Source organism: Vibrio sp. (genome assembly GCF_047973365.1).
In the GTDB taxonomy this organism is placed as follows: domain Bacteria; phylum Pseudomonadota; class Gammaproteobacteria; order Enterobacterales; family Vibrionaceae; genus Vibrio.
This window is the reverse complement of record NZ_JBKEBW010000004.1, coordinates 117253-139521: the sequence shown is the minus strand read 5'-3', so window position 1 is coordinate 139521 and position 22269 is coordinate 117253. Positions and strand designations below refer to the sequence as shown.

Sequence of the window (22269 nt, the reverse complement as noted above, 5' to 3'; positions counted from 1 at the left end):
ACTTAGCAGCCCCAATACTGCGTGTGGAAATAAGGCTTATAGGAAGCCCATAAAGCGACCAACGACACCAAGAGCGACCGTGATACCGATAAGCTTGAGAGGGCTCCAACCGCGTTTAACAAGGGCATACATTACTAAGGTGTACACCAGTGGCAAAAACGCTGGCATCAACTTGTCGATAACATCGCCCTGCAGTTTCACCACGGCGTCGCCAGCGGTGATTTCAGCGGTTGTTGATAAACGTACATAAGTCGCAACCAGAGCGCCAATCACCGTCATACCGACCATAGAAGCCGCGTGTCCGACTTTCTTGGTATTGGCTTTGATAACCGGAATCGCTGCAACACCCATACGGTAGGCATAGTGAGCAAGACCAAAGCGCAAACCAAAGTGCACGACGTTAAACAGCACGAAGAAGAACACCGCGCCCATGATGGAACCTTGCAACGCTAAGTCCGCACCGATACCACCACAAATTGGCAATAGCGTGAGCCAGAACATCGCGTCACCGATACCACCCATTGGCGCACCTACGGCAATCTTGGTGCTTTGAATACTGTTGATGTTCTGTTTTGAACGCTCCATCGCCAGTACGATGCCCATAACAAATGTCACCAAAAATGGATGAGTATTGAAGAAACCCATATGACCTTGCATCGCTTTAGATAGATCCGCTTTGTTGGTGTGGATTTTTTTCAATGCTGGGATCAGGCCATATAGCCAACCCGATGCCTGCATACGTTCGTAGTTGAAAGACGCTTGTAATAGGAGTGAGCGCCATGCCATACGATTGATGTCGGCTTTGGTTAACTCAGCACCAATCTCTTTATTCTCGTATTCGTCAGGAGACACCCCAGGTGCAGGTTGCACATCAGCGCTCTGACGATGTAGGTCGAGTTCATTACTTACATTAGATTCCATCTTCAAAGTCCTCTGCTGATGCTGTTGTTGCTGGGGTAGGTTCTGATTTACGCATAAAGTCGATAATCGCCATCGCAGTCGCTGCGGCAGCAATCGCTAGGATTGGTAGTTGTAGCCACGCCGCTGCAACAAAGCCGAGGATAAAGTATGGGATGTAAGCGTTCTTCATCATGATTTTCATAAGTACCGCAAAGCCAATCGCTGGCATGATGCCACCAGCAACGCCTAAGCCATCGATAAGGTCTTTTGGCAGAACTTCAACAATTTTGCCGGCGTGCTCTGCACCAAGGTAGACAGGTAAAAATGCGCATAAGAAGTAGAACGTTCCTAGTACTGCAAGCGCCATGTAGTTGACACGTTCGATACCGTCGGTGTCGGCGGCTTGTGCATATTCATCACATTTAGACATCACTGCTGACATAGCTGAGAAGAGTAGGGTTATCCCCATTTGAACCGCAACAGCGAATGGTACCGCGACACCAACCGCGACATTTGGCTCGACTTTGGTTGTGATAGCGAAGGTTGTACCGACGATCGTACCAATGATTACGTTTGGCGGTTGCGCACCGGCTAGAGGGGCGAGCCCCATCCAGATCAGTTCCAGAGTACCGCCGACTAAAATACCGGTTTGTAAGTCACCTAAAATTAGGCCGACAAGTGGACCGAGTACAACTGGACGGTGGAAGTGGGTGAGACCGTTAAATAAATCTAGGCCGGCAAAGAAGGCTAAAATACCGAGCATCAACGCCTGAAATAGTCCTATTTCCATGATTGGTGTCCTTAATATTTAAATAAGAGTAAAGAGGTCTGTTGCGCTTTCAGTGGGCACACCTTGAATCGTGCAGCTCACTCCTCGCGCTTTTAACTGTGCAAATTCCGCTAGGTCTTCAGAATCAACTGAAACCGTTTTGGAGATTTGTTTTTTCCCTTCCACGTAGTGCATGTTACCTACGTTGATATTGTTAATTGGTACGCCACCTTCCACCAATTGACGGAAGTCTTTGGGTGTGCGGCATACCAATAGAATGCGTTGGCGATCAGCGGCTTTATGAATGGTGTCGATGGTTTTCTGCACCGTCCAAAAGCGGATTGCGATACCGTCGGCAAGCACCATTTCCATCAGGTTTTGCTGAATGGAATCTTCAGCCACCTCGTCGTTAACGACGACGATAATGTTAGCGTTGGCAAAACCTACCCATTGCACACCGACTTGTCCGTGAACAAGGCGCTCATCAATGCGACTTAAAACAATATTTGGCATGGTTTATTCCTTTTAAAAAGAGTTATTGAATGGGTAGATGGTGACGCCTTGCACCACACGGTTAACTTCACCTGTCGGGCAAGGGTTATCCGGCCCTAATCCCAATTGAAGCGACTTTTCAAATGCCAACATTTGGCAGAACAGGATGAATGGGAAGCAAAGCCATTGGTCGCCTAAACCAAGTTGACCGAGTTCAAACACATTGTCTTCACTCATGGCTAATTCACTGATCGCCACGTGTGCAAGCGTTTGGTTGTCACGACGAATCTCATAAAACAGATCTAAATCGTACTGACGGGTGTAGTTGTTACTGGAAAGCAGTTGAATCACTAATGCCTGTTCATTAATAGAAAACTTAGGTCCATGACGAAAACCCAAAGAAGAGTCGAAGGTCGTCATCACCTTGCCTGCGCTCAACTCCAAAGATTTCAGAGAAGCTTCACGGGCGAGTCCGGCAAACCCGCCGCAACCCAAAACAACCAAACGTTGGTAAGGCAGAGCCGCAAGGTATTTGATACTCGCTTGCCACTGTTCCATTTTGGTTCCACATAATGTGGCGATAGCGTTGACCTGACGTTGCCACTGCTGTGGAGTTCCACCACCAAGCAGCATCAACGTCGACATCAACATGCAACTGAAGCTTGAGGTCATGGCAAAGCTTTTGTCGTTTGAACCTTCCGGCATCAGCAGACAGTACGCATTCTTGGCGTTTTCTGCGTAGCGGGAGAGCTCACCGTCGCCGTTACATGTCAAAAAGAGGTGGTAGCAATCTTCGACCAATTGATCAGCTAGTGCGACCGCGGCAACACTCTCTGGGCTATTACCCGAACGAGCGTAGGAAACTAAAAGCGTCGGGCGACTCGGGTCTAAGTATTGCTCTGGGTTTGACACCAAATCGGTGGTAGGGATTGACTCTACTTGGAAACGTAATCCCGCTTGGATAAAGGGTGCTGCAGCATCTCCGACAAAAGCGGATGTACCTGCGCCAGTTAGGATAATACGCAAATCTTCACGAGCAAGTAATGGGTCAATGAATGCGCTCAGCGGGTCGTGATTTTGTTCAATGATCGTCGTGAGTTCACGCCATAAGCGAGGCTGATGGCTGATTTCTTGCGCGGTGTGAATACCTTTGTACTGCTCTAACCAAGAGCGTTCGTAGCCTAAAAAAGCAGTCATTAAATTGTCTCCTTTTGCGCCACTGCATTGGAATAACAAGCTTTGGAGTACACCTCGGTGACTTCCATGATCTTGTGCATCACAATTTCAGCGGGCAGATTTTGAATTTTATGCTGAGAGATAGCCTTAGCTTGATTTGGCAAATATTGGCTAAGGAGCGTCACAGGCAGCGGTTTTGCTAGCAGATTGTCAAACAGAGCCTGTTGCGCCGCTTTCACTTCTGGATGTGTCCAGTAGTAGCGAATACGATCGCTCAAGCTGTAACTACAATCTAAAAATTGTTGGTGTCCTTTGCTCAAGTAGTGTGAACGCCAGTAGTTAGGCTGCTCATGCATTACCTGTTCGATGGTTTCGCGCAGATGAGAAGCGTGATGCATACCGAGCCACTCTTTTTCCGCTCGGTCTAAACCGTAAAGGGCTTCGCGCAAGGCAAAAGTTAAAGCCGGACCGACTTTTAGAATCGCAAAGTGGTCACGTACTAGTTGGTGATAAGCTGGTGGGTTTTGGTAATCGGTAGAGTGCGCTTCAAACACAATGTTTGGCTGGTGTTCAATAAGTTGGCTTAATGCCTGAGCTTTGGCACTGTCGTAATGGTGAACGTTATAGTGGTCAAACTCGACACCGGGTTGAACGACCAAGCCGATCACGCGTGACCAGACATTAGCGATACCGATATCGCTGAATGCTTGGTGATGGGAGTTTAACGTCGCGAGCGCTTCTTCTGATTTAGTGACTTCAATACCTTCGTCTTCTAACGATTCCAGCGCTCCGCCAGGCGTTGGTACTTCGGTCCCAATGACATAAACAGGTGCTTCTCCGCCAGTGTTTTGCCAAGCGTTCTCTGCCACTAGGCAAAGCTGCGCGGCACGTTCCGCCATGATGGTTTCACTTAACGGCAGTTGATCATCGGCGCAAGGCATAGAGCAATCAAGGTGGATTTTCTTGAAACCAGCAGAGACATAGTCATGAATCATCTGGGCGGAATATTCCATCGCTTGCTTCACGTTAAGGTGTTGCCAGCAGTTTGGGCCTAAGTGGTCACCACCTAACACGATGCTGTCGACTGGAAAGTTGAGGTTGTTTGCGAGCTGGAAAACATAGCTAGCAAAGTCTTGCGGTGTCATGCCGGTGTAGCCGCCAAATTGGTTGACCTGATTAGACGTCGCCTCAATCAACACCAACTGATTGTCATTTGCTGCTTGTTGGATCGCCGCTTCAAGCACGAGTGGGTGAGCAGAGCAAACGGAGTAAATTCCCTTAATATCTCCTTGTTTATGTTGTTCGATAAGCGAAAGTAACGAGTTCATGAGAATTCCTAGTTAATGGTTTGGTCAGCAAGAATGACTTCGACACCCATATCAAGCAGAGCCCGATGGGTGGCATGGGGAATATTGCTATCAGTCACCAAAACGTCGATTTGGCTCGCTGGGCGGATCATGCAAAAGCTTTTGCGGCCGAACTTGCTGGAATCGGTAACCGCAATAATTTGTCGCGCAACATCACACATTGCACGGTTGACCTGCGCTTCATAGTTGCCTGGTGTGGTGATGCCCGATTGCAGGTCAAAACCATCGACACCAAGAAACAGCTTGTCGAACAAATAGGAGCGGATTTGTTGCTCGCCGTGGTGACCAATCAAAGAACAAGACGCACGACGTAAACTGCCGCCGACGACGTGCAAGTCGATGTTCTCCATGTTGTTGAGTTGATAAGCTGTATTGAGCGCGTTGGTCATTACCACCAATTGCTGTTTTGAGGCGAGGTATTGAGGCATGAGGCCGATAGTAGTCCCAGAGTCTAGGATGATCGCCTCACCATCTTTCACCAGTGCAGCAGCCGCTTGAGCAATGCTCTGCTTCGCGCTTCGATTAAGTTGGTCTTTGCGATACAAAGGCTGGTCGAAAGCAAAATTTGGGTTAAGTGTTGCCCCACCATAACAGCGGAATACGCAACCTTCTTTCTCAAGTAAGTTGAGGTCATGGCGAATAGTGACGGCGGACACCTTGTATTGGCTTGCAAACTCATCGACCTTGCCTAATCCATGAGTACAAATATGCACCATTATGTGTTGTCTTCGTTCTGCACTTGTCATTACCGAATCCTCTTTCGCTACATTTCGATTGAAGGATGAAATGTTTCGATTTCTTTTGATTGGTATTAAAACAGGTGTCAGAAAGCGAAATTAAACGCGAGATCACATTCACTTCCCTTTCGCTTAATAGTCAAATATCCTTTCAATTGAACAAAAGTGAAAGGTTATCCTTTCATTATAAAGCTGAAATGCGGTGCCAGAAACGACGTGAATAAAAGGCTGACTAGCTTTCACAGTGAAAGTTGTAAACAAATAGTAGAAAAAGTAAGGGTTTCGAACTGCAAACTGCGTGACTTCACAGTTTTCACATTTGGATGGATTATTGGTGGTTTACATAGGTCGCTAGAAAAATGGATTTCGAGTTGATAAATATCAAATAGGTTATCCCTCTAACCTATTTCAACGATATGCACTTCTATACCGAGTGCAGAAAGTTCTTCCACGTAATGTTGAGGAATTCCACTATCGGTAATCAGGATATTAATTTGCTCCGGACGAGCGATTAAGCAAAAGCTTTGGCGGTCAAACTTGGACGAATCGGTAATCGCAATAATGTTTTGCGCAGCTTCAACCATTTTACGGTTAATATTCGCTTCACCTTGGTGTGGCGTAGTTACTCCAGCCAATTTATCAAAGCCATCAACACCTAAAAACAGTTTATTGAAACGAAAACCAGAAAGAAACACTTCGCCGCCAGCACCGTACAACGAATAGGAGTTTTTCCTCATCATTCCGCCTGTAACCATGACTTCCACATTGGCCTGATTCGCAAGGTGGTAGGCAATGTTGATTCCGTTGGTCATCACGGTGATGTTACCTTTTCCTTTCAGATGGTAGGCAATTTGCTCTGTCGTCGAGCCAGAATCAAGGATAATCTTATCACCATCTTGAATCAGAGATGCCGCATATTGACCTAACTTAGCTTTGATATCGCTGTTAAGCTGCTTTTTATCGTTGAGTGGTTTTTCGAACGCAAACTGAGAGTTTAGCAATGCACCACCATAGCAGCGAGTAACACATCCCTGGCGTTCTAATTGATTAAGATCACTACGAATAGTGACTTCTGACACGCCATATTGCTCAGCAAAATAGGACACCTCACCTTTCTGGTGGATTTGAATGTATTGCAGAATTTCGTTTCTGCGTTGAGCGGTCGAGAGCATGGCATTTACTATTCAAGGATTCGTAGTAGCAACTTTAACCAAACGCAATTCGAAGTTGAATCTATTTATTTAATAGTTAGTGTAATTATAATAGGTTGCATCAATAATGAATGATTATCGAGGTCATTCAAAACGACCATCTGATAAAAGAAATTGGACGTGGTAAGGCAATTAGACCTCGGCGTTCACCCATTTCAATAAGCGCTTTTCCCGATGTAACCAATTGTGACAGATTGTGTCCTAACAGCTCCCAATAAAAATCACTGGCAGGTTTTATTCACTATTTTCAGCCCTTCACGCTTTTACAACATCCGGTTTTGCCGGACAAACAATCAGCCATACTGCTATTGCCACTATCAGTGAGCCTAAAATAAACCCTTGGCTAATTTCTTCATCAAGAACCACGAATCCCCATAAGATGGCGAATGGCGGAATTAAAAACGTTACTGTCATTGCTCGGAGCGAGCCCGATATCATTGATTAAGCGGAAAAACACTATGGAAGCACAAGCCGTACATATCACGCAAAGAGCGATAATGCAGGCCCATACTTCGCCCTGTGCCCAGTTAATCGAGGTATCATTAATGCTGGTAAAAAGAAGCAATGGCAACAGAAATGTGGTCGCTCCTATCTGGATACCAAACGCGACGATTTTAGAATCCAAACCGCCTTGATTGTTGATCCATTGACGAGTTAGAAAACCAGATACCGCATAACAACTAGTTGCAACCAGACAAGCAAGACCGCCAAATATAAACGCCTGTGCCGATTCCGCCTCACCAAAGGTCGTAATAATGGTAATTCCCACTGCGCCAAGAATTACTGCCGCCCACTTACTTAAAGTCAGTTTCTCGACAAAAAGACAAAAGGCGCATTAAGCGCCTTTAAAAATGGGTGAGGTTCCTCTAACTAGCGAACCAAGAAACGATTGAGCAAATACAGAATCGATTTACGATGGCTCAATATCCATGAACTGCGTGGTAACTTACTCCATGAACGCACTACCGTTTTAGCATGGGTAAAGGTCTTGAAACCTTCAATGCCGTGATAATGCCCGATACCTGAATCACCAATACCACCAAATGGCGCAGAATCGGCGGCAACATGCATCAAGGTATCGTTAATGCACACGCCGCCACTATGCGTATGCTTGAGAACATAGTCAGCGATATCGTTGTCATCCGTCATGAGATAAAGCGCTAACGGACGAGCGTGGGAGTTCACTCTCTCAATTGCCTCTTCAATGGTTTTATAACCAATCACAGGCAAAATTGGACCGAAGATTTCATTTTGCATTAGCCACATGTCATCAGTGACATTGGTGACTAGACTTAGCGCCATCTGTGTGGCCTTCAGTTCAACTGACTGTTTTACAGTGTAAATCTGCGCGCCTTTCTGTTTGGCATCGTCAAGATAGCTTTGCAGCCGTTCTAACTGCGCTTGATTGATGATACCCGCACAATCCAATACACCGTGTTTGTTGATAAAACGTTTAGCAAAACGCTTCAAATACAGCTCAATAAACGGCTCAACCTTGTCTTCCGGTAGCATCACATAGTCTGGAGCAATGCAAATCTGCCCGGAGTTAATCGCTTTGCCTTGCATGATATTGTCTATGCTACGCACTAAGTCTGCATCCGGCGCGATAATTGTCGGCGATTTTCCACCCAGTTCCAAAGTGACAGGGGTTAAATTTTTTGCCGCCGATTGGGCGACGATTTTGCCCACCGGAGTTGAGCCAGTGAAAAGCAGATGATCGAAAGGCAAAGAGCTGAATGCTGTTGCTATAGTTAAATCCCCTTCCACACACACCGCAATATCACCTAAAGAACTGATGATTCTCGTCAGCACCTTGTTGGTTGCAGGCGTGTATTCACTGAATTTAATCATCGCTTGGTTACCTGCCGCAATAGCAGTAACAAGGGGAGACAAGCTCAGCATTGCTGGGAAGTTCCAAGGAACCACGATTCCGACTACACCTAAGGGTTGATAGTGCACTTGCACTTTCGATGGCAAAACCAATAAACCCGCATGACGGCGCGATGGCTTCATCCACTTTTTAAGATGCTTTTGAGTGTACTTAATCTGGTTGATAACAGGCAGTACATCACAGAAGGTGCTGTCAAAGTGCGGACGGAAACCGAAGTCTTCACTGAGTGCTTCCACTAATGCCTTTTTCTCATTGAGCAACGCTTCTTTCAAAGCCGAGAGACGTTGCAGTCTCTGATCCAAACTGGGTGACGGATCATTAGCGTATTGAAGGCGAAGACGGCTGTATTGCGCATGCAGTACTTCTAGCTCAGTCACTTGTAATTTTTGCCACTGAGCTTCTACAGCGGATACTCGATTCATATTATCTCCTACCAGACAAGGTTATAACGTGGAAAGAAGTTCTGGGTTAGTGCCAAAGCTGGTTGTGTGTTCTTCAATGACAAATTCATTTCTTGATTCATATTTCAATACTTTTCAGAAGTCATTGCGCCATACAATACTGGTTAATAGCGGCAGGACGAATCTCATCATTATGTGTTGTGAGCATAGTCACAATCAAAATTGATAAAGGGCATCAACCGATGCCCTTTATTTGGGAGAAAAATCTTAATTTTATTTTTAATCCGTAAGAGAAGCTTAGACCTTAATGGTATTCGCTCTCGGGAACTCATTACTCGACACCACTAGCTTATGGTTACATTCACGACAAAACATCTGTTGTTCCATTGGGTAGTAATGTTCACCATTTAAGATCTTGGCAAAAAAAGCGTGAACCGCTTGCCAACTCGATTCCGATTCCGCAGTACAACGTCTCATAACTACTTTATGCTGTGTTGTTTTACGGCAACAGTTACAAAACGCTTCTGGCATAACGGGATCCTCTGATTGACAAAAATGAAAAATTCGATGCTTATTTAATCACTTTCGAGCCAATACTCAAATATTTCATACTGATATGTGATCTTAATCCAGAATATTTTGCATACGTTATTAGGTTTTTCTGCTATCAGATCACCTTAAACAGACAATAACCCCAATAAATATTAAAAATTGGGGTTATTAACCATTTTATTTACAATTTAAGCACATAAAACTATTCACGCAATTTATCAATTTTAACTCTTTAATTTATAAAACAGAGTAGAAAGCGGAGGCAAACGCACCTGAATAGATTGTTCTAGACCTTCACTGCTCACGTTTTCGGCCTCAGCAACAGAAATAACGCTAAAATCACTCCCCGCATAGTAACCGCTGTCGGTGTTCAATATCAGCTCATAGCGGCCTTTATTTGGCACACCTAAACGGAACTGTTGGTGTGGCACTGGAGTGAAGTTAGTGATGGCTAAGATCCGCTCACCTTTATCACTGATACGCTCATGCGCAATCACACTGGCATCGGCCGAGTCCTGCAGACGCCACTCAAAACCAGACGGTTCACAGTCACGCTCATGCAGTGCCGCTTCCTCTTGATACAAATGGTTAAGGTCACGAATAAGACTTTGAATACCACGGTGACGGTCAAAATCGGTTAAGAACCACTGCAGTTGATCATCGTGATTCCATTCCGCTGTCTGTCCAAATTCAGCCCCCATAAAGTTGAGCTTCTTACCCGGCTGCGCATACATATAGCCAAAATAAGCACGCATATTCGCCGTCTGTTGCCACTCATCACCCGGCATTTTGTAGATCAAAGACTGCTTACCGTAGACCACTTCATCGTGCGACAAAGACAATACATAGTTTTCACTGAATGCGTAAATCAGCGGGAAGGTTAAGGTGTTGTGGTGATATTTACGGTGTACGGGATCTTGCTTGATGTAGGAAAGACTATCGTGCATCCACCCCATGTTCCACTTGAAGCCAAATCCTAAGCCGCCCATAAAGGTCGGTGCAGAGACGCCCGGGAATGCCGTTGATTCTTCCGCAATCGTCATCGCATTCGGGAAGTACTTATAAACTTCTTCGTTCATCCACTTGAAGGTCGCGATGGCATCGTAGTTTTCACGTCCGCCGTCAACGTTCGGGATCCACTGATCATGGCTACGCGAGTAATCCAAGTAGAGCATAGAAGCCACCGCATCAACGCGAATACCGTCAATATGGAACATGTCGAACCAATACAGAGCATTGGATACCAAGAAACGGCGCACATGCTCACGACCTACATCGTAGATGTATGAGTTCCAGTCCTGATGCCAGCCACGACGTGGATCTGGATCATGGAACAGCGGCGTACCATCAAAATTAGCTAAACCGTGGTCATCGGACGGGAAATGTGCCGGAACCCAGTCAAGCACCACACCAAGTCCAGCTTGGTGGCACATGTCGACAAAATATTTGAAATCATCTGGCGAGCCATAACGGCTGGTTGGGGCAAACAAACCCACAGGTTGATAGCCCCAAGAACCATAAAACGGGTGTTCGGAAACCGGCATAAGCTCAACATGGGTGTAGTCCATATCCACCAGATATGGCACAAGCTGATCGGCTAATTCACCATAGTTAAGAAAACGACCATTCTCGCCACGCTTCCAAGAACCAGCATGTAACTCATAAAACGACAGCGCTTGTTTACGCTTTTGAGTGACAGGGCGATTTTGCCACTCATCGTCATGCCACTGGTAACGATTGTGATCATAAGTGACAGAGGCGAAAGAAGGATGTTGTTCAGCGTAGCATCCCCAAGGATCGGCTTTGTGAGGTAAACCTTCACCGTGCGGCCCCTTCAGTTCAAACTTATATTGAACGCCCTCTTCCAGACCAGGGATAAATAGTCCCCAAATCCCATAATCCAAACGTTGCATCGGATGACGACGACCATCCCACTGGTTGAACGACCCCACCAGACTGCAAGCCGAAGCGTGCGGAGCATAAACAAGGAATCGAATACCAGAGATTTGTTTGCCACCACGCTGTAGCGTGACGAACTGAGAACCCATATGACAATACATCTCTTTTGGGGTGTGCAAATCATCATATTCAGCGTAGATATCGTGGTATTGATACGGGTCATCAACGATTTGCTCGCTGCCAGCCCAGTTCACTGCCAGTTGATAGTGGGTAAAACGGAGGTCTTGGTCTGATTTTAAAATAAAGCCAGAATCTTGCTCTCTTTCAAGCGCAACTCTTGGTTTTCCATCGACCAGCAATTCCACACTATCAACACCCGGCATCCAAACTCGTAATGCCTCAAACTTAGATGAAATAAATGGACCTAAAAATGAGAATGGATCGGCAAAACCGGCATGAGAAAGCAGGTTATAGGCGACATGTAATTTCGAAGGCTTCTTTGCATTTTTCAATACTCTTCTCCTAACGCAGCAGAGAAATAAAAATGCCCGCTACATCGGCGGGCATACTAGCGTGAATTCATCTTACCGAACTCAGAAGTACCAGAGAGTGACCCAACTTAAAATTCTTAGTGTAACTATAAGAAATCACTAAATACCCCTCTGAGATCTGAATTCACGGAGGAATTTAATTACTGGCTCGTTTTAGCACGAGTTTCCGTTAAACGAGCAGAAATTCGGTTCACATCTCCACGAGCAAAAATTTCATCCAAATTCATCGACAATTTACGACGCCAGTTTGGATATTCGTCCACTGTTCCCGGAATGTTGACCGGATTATCCATTTCTAACCAGTCTTCAAGCTGAATACTCAATAACGAAGAGGCACCCGCAGCAACGTGAAGTTGCAGCGCTTCGCTAAGATATGAGTCCATAGGAACCAGACTGGCATCACGACCAACACCCTCTGGCAGATAGCCGTGCCAGGCAACCGAGTCCAAAATTCCCTGTTTGCATTTCAAACGGTCATCAAATAAACCTGCCAACTGCTCTTTATCTGGATACAAACCAATTTCGCTGCCCATTTTCAGGTCGCTACAATGCCAGAAACCGCGTAGTGTAGGCATATCATGAGTACACAGTGCTGCCATTGACTGAGGTGCATAGTGTGCTGGCGAAATAAAACCGCCATCTTCTTTGGAGGTTTCGAAGAAGAACACCTTGTATGAGTGAACACCGGCATCACGTAATAGATCAACGATTTCATCCGGCACAGTACCTAAATCTTCACCGATAACACTGCATTGGTGACGGTGAGATTCCAGTGCAAGAATCGCTAGCATGTCTTTTACCGGGTAGTAAATGTAGGCACCTTTGGTCGCGTTTTCACCTTTTGGAATCCACCACAAACGCAGCAAACCCAGTACGTGGTCAATACGCAGAGAACCGCAATGTTTCATGTTGGCACGTAGCAATTTGATGTAAGCATCATAGCCCGTTGCTTGTAGCGTTTGCGGGTTCAGCGGCGGTAATCCCCAGTTTTGTCCCAGAGGACCAAGAATATCTGGTGGAGCGCCTATGCTAGCATCCATAACTAGATTGCCTTCATCAGCCCAAGTTTCAGAACCTGAATCGGCGACACCAACCGCTAAGTCGCGGTATAAACCAACGGCCATGCCTTTTTCTTCAGCCAACGCCTGAGCTTCGTTGATTTGCGTGTCAGCAACCCACTGCAAATACATGTAGAGATGCACTGCATCTTGGTTTTCTTCAATAAAGCTTTGTACCGCTTGGTTTTCAAAACGACGATACTTTTCAGGAAATACTAGCCATCCCCAAACATTGCTGTCTTCAGCATGAAGCTGGGCGTGTAGCGCATCAAAGGTCGCTTGGTGCAACAAGCTATTCCCGCCCTCTTCCACAAAGTCCAAGAATGCGCGAGCACGGTCGGTGTTTTTGTCAAGATGGCGAACTTTAAATTCGCTGAACAATAAAGGCAGTACGTTCATTTTCATTTGAGCAACTTCACTGTAGTTCACCCAATGAGATTCACGCGCTTTTTGTAGACGCTGTTGGAACTCTGCACCGCCCACTTGTTGTTGTGCTTCACCACTTAATGCGAATTCAGGAACTGAACTCACATCAATATAAAGAATGTTCAACCAACGACGGGAAGATGGGCTGTACGGGCTCGCAGCTTCTGGATTTGCCGGGAACAGAGAGTGAATAGGGTTCAAACCAACAAAATCACCTCCACGAGAGGCGATGTCTGCCACCAACTGTTTCAGATCGCCAAAGTCACCGATACCCCAATTGTGCGGCGTGCGCAAAGTGTAAAGTTGGATACTTGGTCCCCAAAGCTTTTTGCCTTTTTCTAGCACTGGTTGCTTGTAACATGCGGTAGGTGTGACAATAACTGTCATCTCATACGGTGACTTACGACGCTTACGAGAAACAAATAACTTATGGTACCCCAGCGCCAAATCGTCAGGCAGAGAAAAGACTAACGGGCCACCTTGTGTGCGCTCATCACGCACGATTTGAGATTGCAGGTAGCCTTCCAGAAGGTCGCCCTGTTCGGTCTCTAGACGCCAGTCAAATTCACTTTCACGCGCGCTGGCACCAAGATTTAAAGAGACCTCAACAGGCTCTCCCTGACGAATCACCAGTACAGGATCCAACACATTAGCTTTGTGTTTTTTCTCCGCCGATTTTAACAAGGTTTGATCATTGGTGGTGTCATAGCCTAAAGAAGTCAAAAGACGACGGATCGTATCTTCTGCAACTTTTGCTTCATCGCCCCAAGCACTCACATAGCTGTCGGCTATTTTCGCCATTTCAGCGACTTGTTGTAATGCGTTTTGTTGTTTCATCGCTCTCTCCGAAGGGACTACATAATCCTTCAAATGTGTAGGGTGTAATTTTAATCTTTGCCGATTTAGCTTCCATTCACTCTGAACAGATAGCTCTGAACAAATCGCTCTGAACAAGTAAAGTTAACCGTTAGTTTTCGCTGACTGCTCAAGTTTGCTGTTAACTTTATTCACTCATAGTGAAAGCCATTCAGCCAAGGCTTTTGCCTTGGCTGTTTGGTTTCATCTTTAACGTTTAACGGCTTCAAGCTGCCAAATGTTATTCACGTAATCGCGAATACTACGGTCGGAGCTGAATTTGCCCACCAACGCGGTGTTCAATATTGCCTTCTTCGCCCAACCCGCCTGATCACAGTACTGCTTATCCATCTCTTCATGCGCCTTCACATAGGATGCGAAGTCAGCCAGTACAAGATATGGGTCACCACCATTTAATAAGCTGTCGTAAGTCGCTCGCAATCTTGCTGGTTCACCTGGAGTAAATTCATCGGACATCAGCAGTTCCATCGACGCTTTCAGTAACGAGTCAGCATTGTAGTAGTCATAAGGGTTGTAACCTCTTGCTTTCAGTGACTCTACGCCATCCACATCCAGACCGAATATGTAGATGTTGTCATCACCCACTTCTTCACGAATCTCAACGTTTGCACCGTCCATCGTACCGATCGTTAACGCACCGTTTAGCGCCATCTTCATGTTACCAGTACCTGATGCTTCTTTACCTGCGGTAGAGATTTGCTCAGACACGTCAGCCGCAGGGATGATGATCTCCGCCATGCTGACACGGTAGTCAGGAATGAAGACCACTTTCAGTTTGTTACCAATACGTGGATCATTATTCACTTTCTCTGCAATCTTGTTGATTGCGTAGATGATCTCTTTCGCTAGGTGGTAACCCGGTGCTGCTTTCGCGGCAAAGAACACCACACGAGGATGCACATCAAAAGATGGATCGTTGATGATACGGTGGTACAGAGAAAGAATGTGCAGCATGTTTAGGTGCTGACGTTTGTACTCATGCAGACGTTTAATTTGAACGTCAAAGATCGCATTAGTATCGAGATCGATCCCCATGTTCTCTTTCACCCAGTTAGCCAAACGCGCTTTGTTCTCTTTCTTCACAGTCATGAACTGCTTCTGGAACTTCGCATCATCCGCGTATTGAGAAATCGCTTCGAGTTTGTCGAGATCGGCCGGCCAATCATCACCGATTTTTTCCGAAATCAACGCTGACAGCGCTGGGTTACAGAATTTCAACCAACGACGTGGCGTAATACCGTTAGTCACGTTCTGTAGACGACTTGGATACAGCTCGTTGAACTCAGGGAACAGGTCACGTTTTACTAGCTCTGAATGTAGAGCCGCAACACCGTTTACAGCGTAAGAACCCACTACACAAAGGTTTGCCATGCGCACCATGCGATGAAAGCCTTCTTCAATAATGGACAGCTTTTGTTGTTTAGCCACATCACCCGGCCATTTAGCGCGAACTTCCTGCATAAAGCGATGGTTGATTTCGTAAATGATTTCCATATGACGAGGAAGCAGACGCTGAATCAAAGACTCGCTCCATGTTTCCAATGCTTCTGGCAACAAGGTGTGGTTGGTGTATGCGAATGTCTTAGAACAGATGTCCCAAGCCGCTTCCCAAGATAGACCACGCTCATCGACAAAAATACGCATCAATTCAGGAATCGCGATGGTTGGGTGAGTATCGTTAAGTTGGATTGTCTCTTTCTTCGGCAAATCTTCCAGTGCAAAACCAGCACCTTCATGACGACGAAGAATGTCACGTACCGATGCCGCACTGTGGAAGTACTGCTGCATCAAACGCAGTGTTTTACCTTTCTCGTGGTTATCGTTCGGGTAAAGAACTTTAGTAATATTGCCCGCATCAATCAATGCGTGCTGAGCTTCAAAGTAGTTACCGTTGTTAAAGCTTTCTAATGAGAAAGGCGCAATCGCACGACATTCCCAAAGGCGTAACGGGTAAACCGTATCACTTTGGTAACCAACAATGGGCAGATCCCAAGGCATGGCTTGTACCAACATACCCGGAACCCATTTACGCACTTCTTTACCGTTTTCATAAATGACTTCAACGTGACCGTAGAAACCAATTTCTTGTTTCAGTTCAGGGCGTGCAATTTCCCAAGGGTAACCTTCGATACCACGCCAAGCGTCTGGCGCTTCTTTCTGATGACCTTGCTCAAATGACTGTTTGAACAAGCCGTATTCATAATGCAGACCGTAACCCACGGTTGGGTATTCTTGAGCCGCACATGAATCCATGAAACACGCCGCAAGACGCCCCAAACCGCCGTTACCCAATGATGGGTCACGTTCTTCTTCAAGTAGATCCGATAAATTCTGACCTAACTCCGCCATCGCTTCAGAAATCTGTTCATAAAGCCCCATGCTGATGAGGTTGTTGCCTGTCAAGCGGCCAATCAAGAACTCTAGGGATAAGTAGTTTAAGCTTTTTGCATTGACGATTCGTTCGTCTTGCTCGGTTTCAAGCATGTCGAACGTGGTTAATTCTGCTAGTGCATGACCCATAGCCAAATACCAAGAGCGGCTAGAAGCATGTTCAACCGTAGTCGCGTATGTCGCGGTAAGGTTACGCTTAACGTTCGCCTGGAACGCAGCTTTATCAAACGTTTTCTGTTGCGTAGGTTTCATCGAGAAATCTCACTTATCAGTTCTAATCCATCTGTGCCATATCCTGCCCTGACAATGAAATGTAAACATCCTCCCAGTTGAGATGAGTTTAGGAGGAGATGTAAGGGCGTAGAGGGTGTAACACTTAACTCGTCGTGATCAATCTCTCATTCATTGTCGAATATGCGAGGCTCTGAGTGATTAAGATCACAACAACTATCTTAATAACCTTAGACGGGGTTTATGTCGCTAAGAGATTTAAGCGGGGATCCTTTTGCTCATAATGTATACTTCATCACACTAAAGTTTACTTTTTTACGCAATTTTCATTAAATCCCGTATACCAAACACTTCATTTGAATGGAGTAACAAGTAAATAGATTGATAAAGATCACGCATTTAGGGCGTAGTCAGCATCGAAATGTGAATCATGCGAAATTCGCGAAAAGGATCAATAAACGTAGTGAAAAACATCAAGTAACATCATCAGCATAAAAGTGACAGAGATCTCTGTTTCCACCCCCCCAATATTTGATCGAAGGGAAATCAAGCATGTGGATACCTTCTAAACTGACGCGTCCCGGCCGTTTGCATAATGCGATTGTTCGTCCAAGAGTACTGGACATTCTGCACAACGCGACTTGTTATAAGCTCGTGCTTTTTCGTTCGCCCGCAGGCTACGGGAAAACCACTATGGCTGCACAATGGTTAGCAGACAAACCGAATGTGGGTTGGTACAGCATTGATGACAGCGACAACGATCCTTTCCGTTTCTTGAACTATTTCCTACAAGCGATTAATAAAGCGACTGATCAAAGCTGCCCAAATGCACAAAAGCTGGCGGAAAAACGTCAGTTTTCCTCAATTCATTCACTATTTAGTGAAGTGTTTACCGAAATGGCGCACTACCACCGAGAGTGCTATGTAGTTCTGGATGACTACCATCTGCTCTCTGATGATGAAATCCATGAAGCGATGCGCTTTTTTATCAAACATATGCCAGACAACATGACTTTAGTGGTCACTAGTCGCTCAGCACCACCTCTTGGTACGGCAAACCTGCGCGTACGTGATTTGATGATAGAAATTGATAACGAACTGCTGGCTTTCGATACAGAAGAAACCACCCGTTTCTTTAATCAACGCGTCACCGACGGCGTTGACGATACCACGGCAAACAGCTTACGTGATTACGTGGAAGGCTGGCCTTCAGCGTTGCAGTTGATTGCGCTTCAGGCGCAATATCAAAAACGGACACTGGAGCAAAGCGCAGAGTCTGTTTCCCAATTCAATCACGCACACCTATGGGATTACTTGGTTGAAGAGGTGTTTGACCTTCTGGATAACGAAACTCGTCAATTTCTGATGCAATGTTCCGTATTGGAACACTTTAATGACTCATTAGTCACCGCACTGACTAAGCGAGATGATGCACTGAGCATGATTGAATCCCTTAACCGCTTTGGTTTATTCATCTACCCACTGGAAGGTGAGCACAACTGGTATCGCTTCCACAATTTGTTTGGCGAGTTCCTTGCCCACCAGCGTCTGGCGCGTATTCCACAACAAGAACACGATCTCCATAGAGAGGCGGCGCACGCTTGGTTAGAGATGTCTAACCCTCACCAAGCAATGCGTCACGCGAAAATCGCTCAGGACACCGATTTTCTGGCCACCATTTTAAGTAAACACGGTTGGAGAATGTTCAACCAGGGCGAACTGGAGATGTTAGAGTCTTCCATCAATACGCTTTCGCCAACTCAGCTTTATAGCGACCCCAAACTTTGCATGCTGCAAGCATGGCTTGCTCAAAGTCAACACAGATACAACGATGTGGGTGCGCTGCTCTCCAAAGCTGATGAAGAGATGGCAAAACTTAATGTGGAACTGTCGAGCAAAGAACAAGGTGAGTTCAATGCACTACGCGCTCAGGTCGCTATCAACCAAAACGAACCGGAAAAAGCATTGGAACTCGCTGAATTAGCATTAAGCCAGCTCGATAACACCATCTATCGCAGCCGAATTGTAGCAACATCCGTTGTGGGTGAAGTTAACCACGTATTAGGGCAACTGAGCCGCGCTCTGCCAATGATGCAACAAACTGAAAAACTGGCTCGCCAGTATCAGGTTTATCATCAAGCGCTTTGGGCATTATTGCAGCAAAGCGAGATCCTGATAGCTCAGGGCTATGTTCAGGCCGCTTATGAGGTTCAGGACAACGCATTCAAGTTGATTGAAGAACACCAGCTTCACCAGCTTCCTCTGCACGAATTCTTGCTTCGTATTCGCGCACAAATTCTTTGGTGCTGGAACCGTTTGGATGAAGCAGAAGAGTGTGCCTATAAAGGTTTGCACGTTCTCGGCAACCACTCACCAAGTAAGCATCTGCACAGCTATTCAATGCTGGCACGTATCGCTGTTGGCCGAGGCGAACTAGACAAAGCAAGCCGCTTCATCGAGCAAATACAGCATCTGATGAAACAGTCTAGCTACCACGTCGACTGGACCGCCAATGCATCACTCTCTTTGTTGCTTTACTGGCAAGCTCGTGGTGATTTGGATTCAATTCAAGGCTGGTTAAATACCTCAACTCGCCCAGAAAGAGCGTGTAACCACTTTTCGCAACTGCAATGGCGCAATATTGCCCGAGCACAGATCAATATGAGCATGATGGATGAAGCACAACAGACGTTAAACTTCATGCAACAAGAAGCGAAGAAATACCAGTTGATCACCGATATCAACCGCAACCTGATTGTAGAATCGATTCTGGCGACAACGCTTGGCAAAGAGGAAGAGGCTCGAGAGAAGCTGAAACAAGCGTTAGCACTCACTAACCAAACCGGAATGGTTGGCAACTTCCTGATCGATGGAGCCAAAGTGGGTCACGTATTAGAAAAACTGATTCAACGTGGTGAACTGGGCGATTTGGAACGCCACCGTGCGCAACAGTTAATGAAAGAAATTTCAACCACACAACGCAGCCGTTCAGTGCATTTTGATGAAGAGTTTGTCGAAAAACTCATCAATCACCCGAACATTCCGGAGTTAGTACGTACTAGCCCGCTAACCCAACGTGAATGGCAAGTGTTAGGTTTAATCTATTCCGGTTTCAGCAATGAACAAATTGCACAGGAACTGGATGTCGCAGGAACCACCATCAAAACGCACATCCGCAATTTGTATCAGAAGCTCAACATCGCTAACCGTAAAGAAGCGGTTCACACCGCGGAAAATCTGTTACAACTGATGGGTTATTGATTCGAGTAAAACGCAAAGAGCCAGCAATGCTGGCTCTTTTTGTATTCTTTCTTTTATCTTTTTGTGGGAGTGGAATAAGTCTCATACTAATAGGAGGACAACAATAATGATGCGTAAAACAATTGGTTTGTTTCTCTTAAGTTTGTTGGTATCAAACGCTGCCTTTGCAGATAGTTACTGTGTTAAAGGAGTCGATTCAAAAAGGCGACGGACACCATACATGACAGCGACAACAACAGCAGCTTCAAGCGTGAGGGTTTTGATAAAAGTAATCATATTAGCAATCAACTAAAGAAATTCATCCCCATGATTTTCTAGTGTTTTAAGACCACACTCCGTACATATTACATATCGGTCAATTGTAAAAAGTTCCAAATTAAAACGATCTTGCCGTGGAGGTGTACCCAACTCAGACTGACGAGGCATTGCTTAATCATACAATTTGCGCTTGTTATCTGTAGGGTTGAGTGGTTATTAAAGTTGACGTGATTGTATATAGACAAAAATCTATATAGAATATAGTCTATACTAAGAAAGCAAAGATAAACATGTGGAATGTAGTAACTAGACCGCTTTTTGACGAGTGGTTTCTATCACTAGATGAAAGCGATCAAATTAATGTCCGTGCATGCATCCAGGTTCTTCTAGAAAGAGGGCCTCAGTTGAGCAGACCATACGCTGACACTGTGGAAGATTCAAAACACAGCAACATGAAAGAGTTGCGAGTGCAAAGCAATGGGAAACCTATACGAGCTTTCTTTGCTTTTGACCCAGAAAGAACAGGAATTATCTTATGTGGCGGTGACAAAACTGGCGATAAGAGATTCTACAAAAAGATGATTCCGATTACTGATGCAGAACTTGATGAGCATTTAGAGGAACTTAAAAATGAAAAGTAACCCATTAAGCGTACTTGACGCAAAAATGTCACCAGAAGCACTTGCTGCCGCTAAAGAAAAAGCAGCGGATATGCTTCTTGATATTCGACTTGCTGAGCTTCGAGAGATCACCCATCTATCTCAAGTAGAAATCGCTAAAGCTATGGGCATTAGTCAGCCATCAGTTGCCAATTTAGAAAAATCTGGCAAAGATTTACGTCTTAGCTCTCTAAAGAAATACATCGAAGCGACCGGTGGTAAGCTTCGCATTGATGTAGAACTGCCAGACGGAAAACATTTTGGCTTCCCAGTGTAATGCCAATTTCTCAGATTTAATTCTTTTACTGTTAAATAAAGAGTCTCATGAAGTAGCCGTAGATGTTGAGAGCTTTTTATTCAATTTAGCATGCCGTTACTGCTCCCCAAAAAGTGAATATGAAGACGAAAGTGAGTTGGTCTGCAAGCTAAGAAATCGCCTTGCCTTTTGCAAGACATAACTTGTGCACCATCTCTTGAGGATGTTTCAAGAGAGTTTGGAAGATCAAAAGAAACATTAATCCGTATTTTTAAAAAGCACCTTGGAATAACGCCAAAGTCATTTTTAAACAATAGTCGTGTTGAAAAAGCGAAAATTTTACTAAAACGTTTTAGATATGGCAGCGAACTAAGGCGATCGCTGCCATTGCAGTATGATTTTATTACTTAGTATGAACTTTATTCTACTCACACACTTTTCACGATTAGAAAGGTTTTGGTGCGAAACCTGTCATCACTTCAATACGCATGGCTTTGCCAATTTTCGTCATTGGGTGAACAACCACTAACCCTTTCACGCGTTTTTTAAGCTTACCTAAATCTGCTTGCTCTTCTTTGGTGATTTCACGAGAGAAAGCCATATCCGATAACTCTTTACGCTCTTTATTGAGATCGTATTCAACTTTGTGTTTCAAGCTTTTTAGCTGCTTAGTCAGTCTATCGATGTCATCGGTAAATTTAGTGATCATCGCACTATCGCCGCGAGTCTTGGCTGCATCCAACTTGTGACGGCAAGTATCGATGCGATTGTTCAGTTGTTGAATGTCGTTCTTCAGACTCATGGTTTAGTCCTTACATAAAATTTGGAGGCGGAGTATAGCATAGCTGCTTCAGTAGGACATGGGGAAATTGTATTGCTCCTAACTTAATGCCGAGCATCATACCTG

The 22269-nt window shown here is 45.3% G+C and carries 18 protein-coding genes; 4 read left to right on the top strand and 14 right to left on the bottom strand.

What is annotated here, in order from left to right; translation table 11 throughout:
* Positions 1-36: 36 nt before the first annotated feature.
* The 13 genes from agaE to ACK5MF_RS00870 form a co-directional block, all read right to left on the bottom strand.
* Entirely contained in the window at positions 37-921 is an 885-nt protein-coding gene (gene agaE, locus ACK5MF_RS00930) for a PTS N-acetylgalactosamine transporter subunit IID (RefSeq protein ID WP_416918481.1), read from the bottom strand.
* Positions 911-1690, bottom strand: coding sequence for a PTS N-acetylgalactosamine transporter subunit IIC (gene agaW, locus ACK5MF_RS00925; RefSeq protein WP_416918479.1), 780 nt, complete (start codon positions 1688-1690; stop codon positions 911-913). Before agaW ends, agaE begins: the two co-directional genes overlap by 11 nt.
* 18 nt (positions 1691-1708) lie before the next feature.
* Positions 1709-2182 (bottom strand): PTS N-acetylgalactosamine transporter subunit IIB, encoded by a 474-nt coding sequence (agaV, locus tag ACK5MF_RS00920; RefSeq protein WP_416918477.1) that lies wholly within the window; start codon positions 2180-2182, stop codon positions 1709-1711.
* A gap of 12 nt (positions 2183-2194) precedes the next feature.
* Positions 2195-3358 (bottom strand): SIS domain-containing protein, encoded by a 1164-nt coding sequence (locus tag ACK5MF_RS00915; protein ID WP_416918475.1) that lies wholly within the window; start codon positions 3356-3358, stop codon positions 2195-2197.
* Positions 3358-4665 (bottom strand): D-tagatose-bisphosphate aldolase, class II, non-catalytic subunit, encoded by a 1308-nt coding sequence (locus ACK5MF_RS00910; RefSeq protein ID WP_416918473.1) that lies wholly within the window; start codon positions 4663-4665, stop codon positions 3358-3360. Before ACK5MF_RS00910 ends, ACK5MF_RS00915 begins: the two co-directional genes overlap by 1 nt.
* Before the next feature lie 8 nt (positions 4666-4673).
* Positions 4674-5450 (bottom strand): transcriptional repressor AgaR, encoded by a 777-nt coding sequence (agaR, locus tag ACK5MF_RS00905; RefSeq protein ID WP_416918471.1) that lies wholly within the window; start codon positions 5448-5450, stop codon positions 4674-4676.
* A gap of 389 nt (positions 5451-5839) precedes the next feature.
* Positions 5840-6613 carry a transcriptional repressor AgaR gene (gene agaR / locus ACK5MF_RS00900; RefSeq protein WP_416918469.1) on the bottom strand — a complete coding sequence of 258 codons (774 nt, stop codon included), beginning with the start codon at positions 6611-6613 and terminating at the stop codon, positions 5840-5842.
* A gap of 394 nt (positions 6614-7007) precedes the next feature.
* Positions 7008-7421 carry a hypothetical protein gene (locus ACK5MF_RS00895; RefSeq protein WP_416918467.1) on the bottom strand — a complete coding sequence of 138 codons (414 nt, stop codon included), beginning with the start codon at positions 7419-7421 and terminating at the stop codon, positions 7008-7010.
* Positions 7422-7522: 101 nt separating this feature from the next.
* Positions 7523-8965, bottom strand: coding sequence for a coniferyl aldehyde dehydrogenase (locus tag ACK5MF_RS00890; RefSeq protein ID WP_416918465.1), 1443 nt, complete (start codon positions 8963-8965; stop codon positions 7523-7525).
* A 276-nt stretch (positions 8966-9241) separates the two neighbouring features.
* The gene (locus ACK5MF_RS00885; protein ID WP_416918463.1) at positions 9242-9475 is read right to left on the bottom strand and encodes a hypothetical protein; all 234 of its coding nucleotides are present in this window, start codon (positions 9473-9475) and stop codon (positions 9242-9244) included.
* A gap of 245 nt (positions 9476-9720) precedes the next feature.
* Positions 9721-11907, bottom strand: coding sequence for a 1,4-alpha-glucan branching protein GlgB (gene glgB / locus ACK5MF_RS00880; RefSeq protein WP_416918461.1), 2187 nt, complete (start codon positions 11905-11907; stop codon positions 9721-9723).
* A 179-nt stretch (positions 11908-12086) separates the two neighbouring features.
* A complete protein-coding gene (gene malQ, locus ACK5MF_RS00875; RefSeq protein WP_416918459.1) occupies positions 12087-14267 on the bottom strand; it encodes a 4-alpha-glucanotransferase in 2181 nt (726 codons plus the stop codon).
* Between the two features lie 228 nt (positions 14268-14495).
* Positions 14496-16949 carry a glycogen/starch/alpha-glucan phosphorylase gene (locus tag ACK5MF_RS00870; RefSeq protein ID WP_416918457.1) on the bottom strand — a complete coding sequence of 818 codons (2454 nt, stop codon included), beginning with the start codon at positions 16947-16949 and terminating at the stop codon, positions 14496-14498.
* A gap of 531 nt (positions 16950-17480) precedes the next feature.
* On the opposite strand from ACK5MF_RS00870, the gene malT reads away from it, so the two are divergent.
* The 4 genes from malT to ACK5MF_RS00850 all read left to right on the top strand — a co-directional run bounded on the left by malT (position 17481) and on the right by ACK5MF_RS00850 (position 21773).
* Positions 17481-20189, top strand: coding sequence for an HTH-type transcriptional regulator MalT (malT, locus tag ACK5MF_RS00865; protein WP_416918455.1), 2709 nt, complete (start codon positions 17481-17483; stop codon positions 20187-20189).
* A 548-nt stretch (positions 20190-20737) separates the two neighbouring features.
* On the top strand, positions 20738-21088 hold the full coding sequence (locus tag ACK5MF_RS00860; RefSeq protein WP_416918453.1) for a type II toxin-antitoxin system RelE/ParE family toxin: 351 nt from the start codon (positions 20738-20740) through the stop codon (positions 21086-21088).
* Positions 21078-21383: a helix-turn-helix domain-containing protein gene (locus tag ACK5MF_RS00855; RefSeq protein WP_001963940.1), complete on the top strand. Its 306-nt coding sequence runs from the start codon at positions 21078-21080 to the stop codon at positions 21381-21383. The genes ACK5MF_RS00860 and ACK5MF_RS00855 overlap by 11 nt, the downstream gene beginning before the upstream one ends.
* A gap of 168 nt (positions 21384-21551) precedes the next feature.
* Positions 21552-21773 (top strand): helix-turn-helix domain-containing protein, encoded by a 222-nt coding sequence (locus tag ACK5MF_RS00850; RefSeq protein ID WP_416918451.1) that lies wholly within the window; start codon positions 21552-21554, stop codon positions 21771-21773.
* Between the two features lie 34 nt (positions 21774-21807).
* On the opposite strand, the gene ACK5MF_RS00845 is transcribed toward ACK5MF_RS00850, so the two are convergent.
* Positions 21808-22164: a YibL family ribosome-associated protein gene (locus ACK5MF_RS00845; RefSeq protein ID WP_416918449.1), complete on the bottom strand. Its 357-nt coding sequence runs from the start codon at positions 22162-22164 to the stop codon at positions 21808-21810.
* Between the last annotated feature and the right edge of the window lie 105 nt (positions 22165-22269).